This window comes from Haloarcula amylolytica JCM 13557, from assembly GCF_000336615.1.
GTDB classification, from domain to species: Archaea; Halobacteriota; Halobacteria; order Halobacteriales; family Haloarculaceae; genus Haloarcula; species Haloarcula amylolytica.
On sequence record NZ_AOLW01000022.1, the window covers coordinates 60,949 to 70,069 of the forward strand.

The 9,121-nt window shown below is 64.2% G+C and carries 5 protein-coding genes and 1 pseudogene; 3 read left to right on the top strand and 3 right to left on the bottom strand.

Annotation, left to right across the window (positions count from 1 at the left end; all coding sequences use genetic code 11):
• The first annotated feature begins 52 nt into the window (after positions 1-52).
• From C442_RS11900 to C442_RS11910, 3 genes are all read left to right on the top strand, one after another.
• Positions 53-1,978 carry a COG1361 S-layer family protein gene (locus tag C442_RS11900; protein ID WP_049942961.1) on the top strand — a complete coding sequence of 642 codons (1,926 nt, stop codon included), beginning with the start codon at positions 53-55 and terminating at the stop codon, positions 1,976-1,978.
• 3 nt (positions 1,979-1,981) lie between these two features.
• Positions 1,982-4,498 carry an efflux RND transporter permease subunit gene (locus tag C442_RS11905; protein WP_008310755.1) on the top strand — a complete coding sequence of 839 codons (2,517 nt, stop codon included), beginning with the start codon at positions 1,982-1,984 and terminating at the stop codon, positions 4,496-4,498.
• 93 nt (positions 4,499-4,591) lie between these two features.
• Positions 4,592-6,001: a dihydrolipoyl dehydrogenase family protein gene (locus C442_RS11910; protein ID WP_008310756.1), complete on the top strand. Its 1,410-nt coding sequence runs from the start codon at positions 4,592-4,594 to the stop codon at positions 5,999-6,001.
• Here C442_RS11910 and C442_RS11915 read toward each other — a convergent pair.
• From C442_RS11915 to btuF, 3 genes and pseudogenes are all read right to left on the bottom strand, one after another.
• The gene (locus tag C442_RS11915) at positions 5,989-7,971 is read right to left on the bottom strand and encodes a hybrid sensor histidine kinase/response regulator (protein ID WP_008310758.1); all 1,983 of its coding nucleotides are present in this window, start codon (positions 7,969-7,971) and stop codon (positions 5,989-5,991) included. The genes C442_RS11910 and C442_RS11915 overlap by 13 nt on opposite strands.
• A gap of 87 nt (positions 7,972-8,058) precedes the next feature.
• Positions 8,059-8,787: a 5-formyltetrahydrofolate cyclo-ligase gene (locus C442_RS11920; protein WP_008310760.1), complete on the bottom strand. Its 729-nt coding sequence runs from the start codon at positions 8,785-8,787 to the stop codon at positions 8,059-8,061.
• 4 nt (positions 8,788-8,791) lie between these two features.
• Positions 8,792-9,100, bottom strand: a pseudogene (gene btuF / locus C442_RS11925) (PGF-CTERM-anchored ABC transporter substrate-binding protein); the annotation flags it as partial.
• Positions 9,101-9,121: the final 21 nt, after the last annotated feature.

The following is a 9,121-nucleotide window of genomic DNA, read 5'->3' on the forward strand; positions in this document are numbered from 1 at the left end:
CGTCCGCTCCAGACAGAAACAACGGCAAGGAATGTCCGAAGTGTCCCTACGCATGAAACCACGAACATTACTGACGCTGGCAGTTGTCGCATTGCTCATGGCATCCGGAACGGCGATCGCCGCCGTAACCGGGAGCCCCGACTTCGACGCAACGTTCGTCGATAATACCGTCACGCCCGGTGAGGAGACGACACTCGACGTCGTCCTCGTCAACAGCGGAACGATCGACTCCGGGTCCTCGACCCAGGGTGTCCAGAGCAGCGAGGTGACGACCGCCCGCGGGACCACAGTCAAAGTCAACGACGGTGACGCCCCGATTACGGTGACAACGAGCAAACAGGCTGTGGGTTCCGTCCCAGAAGGGAAGACCCAACCCATTTCCTTCGACATCAGCGTCGCTGACGACGCAAGTCCCGGGAGCTACACTGTTCCTGTCATCGTCGAATACGAGTACACGAGCTACATTTCGGAAAACGACGGTGCACGGGACGAAGAGACCGCGACCAAACGGATCGAACTCGAACTCGACATCGACGACGATGCAGCTTTTGACGTGGTAAGCGTCGACTCCGGCGCACGCGTCGACTCGACCGGCACGGTCGCAGTCACCGTCGAGAACACCGGCGATGAACCGGCCCGAGAAGCCTCGGTGACGCTGAAATCGACGAACTCTGAACTCACAGTCGGTGGCGACGCCAGCAGCTCCCGGTTTATCGACACCTGGGAGGCCGGTGAACAGCGTACCCTCCGGTACCGCGTCGGTGCGAGCGGTGATACGAGAGCCGAACCGTATCAGTTCGACCTTCAGGTCGACTTCGACGACACGGACGGGGTGCGAAAGAGCACGACCGCCTCCTCGCTCGGTATTACGCCCGACCCCGAGCAAACGTTCACCGTCGAAAGTACCGATAGCGCCGTCGCTGTCAGCGATTCCGGGACCTACAACGTGACCCTGCGCAACGACGGTCCTGTCACTGTCTCGGACGCGACAGTGTCGCTTACCACGCAGAACAGCGCGATTACGTTCGGACAGTCCGAGTCCACGTCGCAGTTCGTCGGCTCCTGGGAGCCCGGCGAAACGCGAACGGTGAGCGTCGACGCAAGCGCCAGCGACGACGCCAAGACACAGAGCTACGCCCTGTCGGCGTCAGTGAGCTACGACGACCCCGAAGGCGATGCCGGCGTCGCTGACGACATCTCGCTCGGACTCACGCCCGAACCCGAACAGTCCTTCGCCATGGGCGACGTGGAGTCGACCCTCCAGGCGGGCGATGACGGAACCATCGAAGCGTCCCTAACGAACACCGGCGACCGAACAGTCCGCAACGTCGTCCTGAACTGGGCGAGCACCCACGACAACATCTCGCCGAAGGAGACCCAGTACGCGGTCGGCGACCTCGAACCGGGCGAGTCCACGACCGTCTCGTTCGACGCCGACGTGTCGGACAACGCGAACTCCGGCCCGCGGCAGTTCGACTTCGTCGCCAACTACCGCAACAGCGAGGGCGACCAGCGCGAGAGCGACACGCTCGAAATCCGGCAGAGCGTCGACGGCAGCGCTGACGAGTTCATCGTCGAGACGACGAACGCGTCCGTCGACGTTGGCGGGTCCAGCACGCTCGAAGTGACCATCACCAACGACGCCGGCGAGCGACTGACCGATATCGAGGCGAAGCTGTTCGCCGAGTCCCCCATCTCCGTGTCGGACGATCAGGCGTACGTCGACAGCCTCGACCAGGGCGAGTCGACGACCATCGAGTTCGGTATCAGCGCAAGCGGTTCCGCGATGACGAAAAGCTACCCCGTCTCGGTGGACTTCCAGTACGAGGAGCCGGACGGAGATACGCCGATGTCCGACACCTACCGCCTCCCGATCTCCGTGACCAACTCCGGCGGTGGCAGTTCGCCGCTGACGGCGATTATCGGCGTCGCACTCGTGGCCGCCCTGGCCATCGGCGGCTACTTCAGGTTCCGCTAACGCATGGACTACCAGCGCTACATCGATTGGGCGGACGACCGCATCGTCCACGATTCACGGAAGGTGGTGCTCCTCTTCCTGGTCGTGACGGTGGTCTTCAGCGCCGGCCTCGGGAGCGTCTCGACCAACTCCGGGACGTCGCAGTTTACGACCGGACTTCCCGCCGAGGAGGCACTACAGGAGGTCAACGACAAGTTCTCGCCGCCCTTCTCTCCGGATACAGGGAGCACACAGCTCATCCAGCAGGAGAACAACGTGCTCTCGAAGCCGGCGCTGCTCCGGATGCTCAGGTCACAGCATCGGCTGGAACAGCACGGACAGCTCCGTGTCACGTCGACCTCAAGCGCCGCCAGCATTGTCGCCCAGCAGGTAGATCCAGAGGCGACCACGACCGAGCAACAGGTCTATGCTGTCGAGTCTGCGACACCGGGTGAGATCGATGCCGCCGTCAGGCGCGCGGCCGAGCAGAACCCACGGTTCGAATCGCTGCTGAGCAAGGACTTCAACCGTAAAGCCGCCTCGGCGTCGGCGACAATCGGCGTCGTCACACACGAGGTCCCGGCCGGAATCTCTTCTGGGTCAGGACAGGGCGGGTCAAGTCCGCTGACGAGCATTCAGAAACAGGCCGGGTTCACTGTCGCCAGCGCTGACCACGGTGGCATCACCCTGTTCGGCAGCGGTATCGTCGCAGACGAGTTCTCGAACGTCGTCGGCGACTCGCTCATCCTGACCGTGCCCGCGGCAGTGCTGTTCATCCTGTTCTTCCTGACGATTGCCTACCGCGACCTCGCGGACATGGCGCTTGGCCTACTCGCGCTGTTTATGGCCGTCGTCTGGACGTTCGGCTTCATGGGGCTTGCCGGCATCCCCTTCTCGCAGATGCTCATCGCCGTGCCGCCGCTGTTGCTGGCGGTCGGTATCGACTTCGGGATTCACGCCGTCAATCGGTATCGCGAGGAGCGTGAGACCGGGGCGTCGATACAGGACTCGATGCGAATCACGACCGACCAGTTGCTTGTCGCCTTCTTCATCGTGACCGGGACGACGGTCATCGGGTTCGCCGCGAACCTCACCAGCGCGCTACCGCCGATTCAGGACTTCGGCTACGTGGCCTCCGTCGGTATCACCTTCACCTTCCTCATCTTCGGGGTATTCCTGCCCGCCGCGAAGGTGGAGCTTGACCGACTCCGCCAGCGCTACCCAATCCCGACGTTCAGCGAGACGCCGCTGGGTGCAGAGGATTCCGCACTCGGTGACGTGTTGCGCGGCGGCGTCGTCATCTCGAACCGCGCCCCGGTCATCTTCCTCGTCATCGTCCTCGTGTCCACGGTCGGCGCCAGCTACTACGCCACCGGCGTCTCGACGTCGTTCAGCCAGGAGGACTTCCTGCCGCCCGAGGAGAACCCGGACTTCGTCGAGGCCCTGCCGGAACCGTTCGCCCCGAGCGAGTACACCGTAACGGAGGTGACGAACTTCCTCGACGACCGGTTCGACACGACACAGTCCAGTGAGGCGACGGTGTACGTAGAGGGGCCGATGCGGAACGACGCGGCGCTCGAACAGATGTATCGGGCGGGTAACGACCCGCCGGACTCGTTCATCCGAGAGGACGGACGCGCTGATTCGACGTCTATCGTGACGGTCATCCAGGACCAGGCCGAGCGCGACCCCGAGTTCCGCCGGATGGTCGAGCGCAACGACCGGAACGACAACGGCGTCCCGGACGATAACCTCGAAGAGATCTACGAGTATCTGCTCGACTCGCCGGCCCGCAGTACGGCGCTAAATTACATTACCGAGGACTATCGGAGCGCACGCGTCGTCTACACGGTCGAATCGGACGCGACCGACGCAGAGGTGACCACCGATACGAGAGACGTTGCCGACGACTTCCGGTACGAGGCGACGGCGACCGGCTCGGTCGTCGTGTTCCAGGCCGTCTCGGACCTGATTCTGGAGTCGGCCATCCAGTCACTGGCGATTGCGCTTATCGGCGCGTCGGTGTTCCTCATCCTCATCTACAATATGTTGGAAGGGCGGCCGTCGCTCGGCCTCGTGAACATCATCCCCGTCGTCGTCACGGTGGCGTGGCTCGGCGGGACGATGCGGCTACTCAATATCCCGTTCAACGCGCTCACAGCGACGATGTTGGCGATAACTATCGGTCTGGGTGTCGACTACTCGGTCCACGTCACCCACCGGTTCGCCGACGAGTTCGAGGAAAACGACCTCGAAACGGCGCTGGACCGGACCGTCCGCGGGACCGGCGGCGCGCTGTTCGGGAGTATGCTCACCACGACCTTCGGAATCGGCGTGCTCGGGCTGGCTGTGTTCCCGGCAATCGGCCAGTTCGGTATCCTGACAGCGTTGTCAATCGCGTACGCCTTCCTCGCGTCCCTCCTGGTGATCCCCTCTGCGCTCGTCGTCTGGGACCGGGTGTTCAACGCCGACTGGTCGGTTCGTGGCATACTCGGGCTCGGGCGGTCGCGTCCACCGGCATCCGTCGACGGCGACGACTGATCCGCGGCCCCGAGGCACGACTCCACTGCCGGTCGTGTTCGGGCGAAACACGCCATTGAAGCCTTTATTTGCGGGCATCGCCCTAGCACTGGTATGACTCACGTCGTTATCATCGGCGCGTATGGCAGTGCCGGGGCCGCAGTCGCCGGCGACCTCGTCGAGGAGGAGGACATCGAGCTCACACTCATCGACAACGGCGAGCCCGGCGGCGGCCTCTGTATCCTTCGTGGCTGTATGCCGTCCAAAGAAGTGCTCTCCGCGGGAGCCCATCGCTTCCAGGCGCGCCACGACGAGCGTCTCGTCGGCGACGTGCCGGAGGTTGATCTAGAGGCCGTCGTCGAGCGCAAGGACGACCACGTACTCGGCTGGGCCGGTCACCGGCGGGACTCCATCCACGAGATGGCCGAGCGCGACGACGTGACATTCATCCACGACAGCGCCACGTTCGTCGACGAGCACACGGTTCGGGCCGGCGGCGAGGAGCACGAAGCCGACTACGTCGTCATCGCGACCGGCTCCAGCGTGAACGTTCCGAACACACCCGGCATCGACGAGGTCGACTTCATGACCAGCGACCAGGTACTCGACGCCACGGAGTTCCCCGACTCCGGTATCGTGATGGGCTTTGGCTACATCGGGATGGAGATGGTCCCGTATCTGGCGGAGGCCGGTGGCATGGACCTCACCGTCATCGAGCACGACGACCGGCCAATCGACGAGGGCGACCCGGAGTTCGGCGACGAGGCGCTTTCCATCTACGAGGACAACTGGGACGTGACGATCCCGACGAACTGCTACGAGAAGGAACTGGAGGAGACAGACGACGGCGGCGTCCGCCTCACCGTCGAGTACGACGACGGGGGCGAGGAGACGTTCGAGGCCGATCAGCTGTTCCTCTTTACCGGCCGCCGACCAACCATCGAGGGACTGGGGCTTGAGAACACGCCCGTTTCGGTCGAAGGCGACTGGGCGAAAGACACGATGCAGACCCGCGACGCCGACCACATCTACGCCGTCGGCGACGTCAACGGCAAGGAGCCGATTCTCCACGTCGCCAAGGAGCAGGGCTTTACCGCGGCCGAGAACATCGTCCGGCAGGAGGCCGGGGGCTCGCTCAAGGACTACCGGAACGTCCACCACCACGTCATCTTCTCCGGGCTGGGCGTGTACCCATACGCCCGCGTCGGCCACAACGAGGAGACGGCGAAAGCGGCTGGCTACGACGTCGTCACGGCGACGCGACAGGCCAGCGACGACGGCGTGTTCAAATCGAAGGACGTGCCCGAGGGGCTGGCGAAGCTCGTCGTCGACGCCGACGACGGGACAGTACTCGGCTGGCAGGGGATGCACTACCACGCGGACAGCTTCGCAAAGAAGTTCCAGATCATCGTCGAGTTGGGACTCGACGTGCGCGACCTGCCGGATCGGGCCTACCACCCGACGCTCCCGGAGAACGTCGACGGCCTCATCCGGGACTGCGTCGACCAACTTCACTCGACCTGAATACCGGTCACGTCGAAGCGCGTGCCGCCGTCTTCGCTTTCCGAGACGGTGATCCGAGCACCGTGTGCGTCGACGATTTCGGAGACGATGGCCAGTCCGAACCCGGTCCCGTCCTCGCTCGTAGTGTAGCCGCGTTCGAACACCTCGTCGCGCTCGTCCTCGGGAATACCGGGGCCGTCGTCCGCGACGTAGAACCCCCGCCCGTCCGAGAGCGTCCCGACGCGGACGGTCACGGTGTCGTCGGCCCCCGTCGGACTGCCCCCGTGTTCCACGCTGTCGTCGGACTCCGTCCGACTGCTTGTGGAACCATGTTCCACACTGTTTCGGAAGAGGTTCTCGAACAGTTGCTGGAGGCGTGTCTGGTCGCCCGTGATTCGCGCGTCCGTGTCGACGCGTTCGAGCGTCGCGTCCGAACTCTCGACGGTGTCCCAGGCGGCCGTAATGATATCGTCTAGCGACGCTTCGGTCGCGTCGATGACCTTGTGGCCGCCGCGGGCGAGCGCGAGCACGTCGTCGATGAGTTCGTCCATCCGTTCGAGCGACCGCCGGAGCGCCTCGACGTGCTCCGGGTCCCCGTCGTACGCCTCGTCGACGAGCGTGAGCCGGCCGAACGCGACGTTGAGCGGGTTCCGGAGGTCGTGGCTGACGACGCTGGCGAACTCCTCCAGGCGGTTTCGCTCGCGGGTGAGTTCCTGCTCGCGGCGTTCGCGCTCCTGTTCGTAACTGACCCAGTTCCCCATCAACTCGACGAGCGTGACTTCCCACTCCGAGAACGAGTCGCGTGGCTCGGTGCCGTAGAAGCAGAACGTACCGTATACGGAGCCGTCGACGACAACGGGCGTGCCGAGGTAACAGGAGACGCCCATTTCGGCGTAGCCCGCTCTCTCAGTTAGTTCTGGCCGGTCCTCGGCGATATCAGCGAGCACCAGCGTCTTCTCCTCGACGACGGCCCGCTCGCAGTTCGTCGCGTCCAGCGGGACTGCATCGCCCGCCTCGATGGCCCCCGTCCGGTCGCGCACGATTTCGAAGACGTACATGTCGCCATCGATGCGTGAGAGCGCGGCCGTTTCGGTTCCGAGGACGGTCTGTCCGATTTCGAGCAGGCGCTCGACCTTGTCCTCGAAATCGAGGTCCTTCCGGGAGATGACCCGGTAAATCTCTCTGAGCGTCCGCTCTCTACCCCTGATCTCCTTCTCGTGCTTATGACGCTCAGTGATGTCACGGAAATACACCGAAATCCCGGCCGGCGACGGGTACACAGACACTTCGAACCACGTCTGTAGCGGCTCGAAGTACGCCTCGAAGGATGTTGGTTCCTGCTGGGTCATCGCCTGCCGGTACTGCTTGCTGAACTCTGTTCCTTCCAAGGACGGAAGCACTTTCCAGATGTTGCGCCCCAGTAGGTCCGCAGTGCTAATTTCTGCCCCCATCACACGGCCGATAACGCGTCGGCCGCGTTCGTTGGCGTACGTGAACTCCCAGTTCTCGTCCACCGCGAAGAACGCGTCGGTCATCCGGTCGAGAATGTCCGCTTCCTCCTGATAGCGGGCGACAGCAGCGGTGATTCGCTGTCGGAGCAGTTCCGTCTGCTCCGAAAGCGGCGTTTTCGTCACGTAGTCCGTGACGCCGGCAGAGATAGCGTTGCTGGCCACGCTCTCGTCCCCCTTGTCAGTGAAGAGCAGAAACGGGAGGTCGAAGGACCGCTCCCGGACGGCCCGTAACAGTTCGATTCCGTCTCGGTCCGGCAGTTGGTACTCGCTGACAACACAGTCGTACGACGCGTTCTCGATAGTTCTGATCGCGTCATCCGCCGTCTCACACACTGTCACCGTGAACTCGTCAGTGCTACCAGTCAGCGCCTCCTTGACCGCCGTGATGTCGTCGCAGTCCTCGTCGACGTAGAGGACACGCACTCGACCGGCGGTCCCATCGGCCCCGTGACGGTTCGGCGTAGCCACGGGCGTATCCATATGCGTTCCAAGGCGTGTGGGGCTAAAGTTGTACCGCCGGTAAGCTTCCATTACCAGGGTTCTAACCCAGCTATAGCGGCCACAATCTCAGTCGGGCCGGCGGGTCGAAAGCACTGGAATCTCGTCGATGCGCGCCGGGGAAAGCGCGTCCCAATCGACGCCCGCTGGTGTCGTGTGCGTGGTCGCCGTTTCGACAGTTCGCTTCGGCGTCACGATCCAGTCCATCGGCACGTCGTGGTCGTCGACGGGCACGGCGGTGTCGACGACGCCCTCGGGGCCGCCGACAATCTGGAGTTCGTGGACCGTCGTCACGACCGGCGTCGTCTCGTCGACCAGCCCCAGTTCCCGGAGGACGGCGTATTCGAGGTCGCTGTACCCCTCGCCCTTTCCGATACGCGCGCCGTCCTCGGTGACCGCGACCGAACCCGACACCACGAGGTCGACGCTCCCGACCGCCTCGGGACCGACCTGTCGCGCGTGGTCCGCGACGTTCGAAACCGCCGGTGCCGCCTCGATGTCGTCGAGTTCGTCGGGGTCGAGTTCGTAGAAGCACCGCTCGTCCCGGAGCCGTGGCACGGCCATGTACACCGTCTTGCCGGCCCGCAGCGCCGCCCGTCGCACCGGGAGCTGTGGCGAGTCCGGGTTCGCCTTCACCGTCTCGGCGGCGTCCCAGACCGCCGTCTCGGTCAGGCGCTGTGCGGCCTCGCTTGCGCCCTCGAAGTTCGGAATCCGGTCGTGGGGCGGGAACGGGAACCGGGCGATACCCTGCTCTTCCAGCGCGTCCCAGACCGTTTCGCGGATAGTTTGCTTGTCCATGGCGCTACGGCCTCCGGCGGCGGAACTGCTGTGTGCAGACCAGCGCCAGCAGTGCGACAAGCGCCCCGACGGTGGTGAACCCGGGACCGCTGGCGTCGGTCGTGGACTGGTCAGTACTCGGCGTGTGGTCCGCGGGCGTGGGCTCGCTCGTTTTGGTCTCGGCCGGCGTCACCGCCGATCGGGGAACGTAGCTGTCGGCGTCGTAGCGGTCCGGATAGAGCTGTGCGGTGGCGTTGTGCGCGAACGAGACCACGCTCCGCGGGGCGGGCTGATTGATGTTCCGCACCTGTACGGTGACCGTCGTGTCTGTCTCTTATACACATCTCTGATGGCG

Bases quoted from the DNA above. Each gene is read 5' to 3' on its own strand.
- C442_RS11900 (WP_049942961.1), top strand. From the start codon at position 53: ATGAAACCACGAACATTACTGACGCTGGCAGTTGTCGCATTGCTCATG.
- C442_RS11905 (WP_008310755.1), top strand. From the start codon at position 1,982: ATGGACTACCAGCGCTACATCGATTGGGCGGACGACCGCATCGTCCAC.
- C442_RS11910 (WP_008310756.1), top strand. From the start codon at position 4,592: ATGACTCACGTCGTTATCATCGGCGCGTATGGCAGTGCCGGGGCCGCA.
- C442_RS11915 (WP_008310758.1), bottom strand. From the start codon at position 7,971: ATGGATACGCCCGTGGCTACGCCGAACCGTCACGGGGCCGATGGGACC.
- C442_RS11920 (WP_008310760.1), bottom strand. From the start codon at position 8,787: ATGGACAAGCAAACTATCCGCGAAACGGTCTGGGACGCGCTGGAAGAG.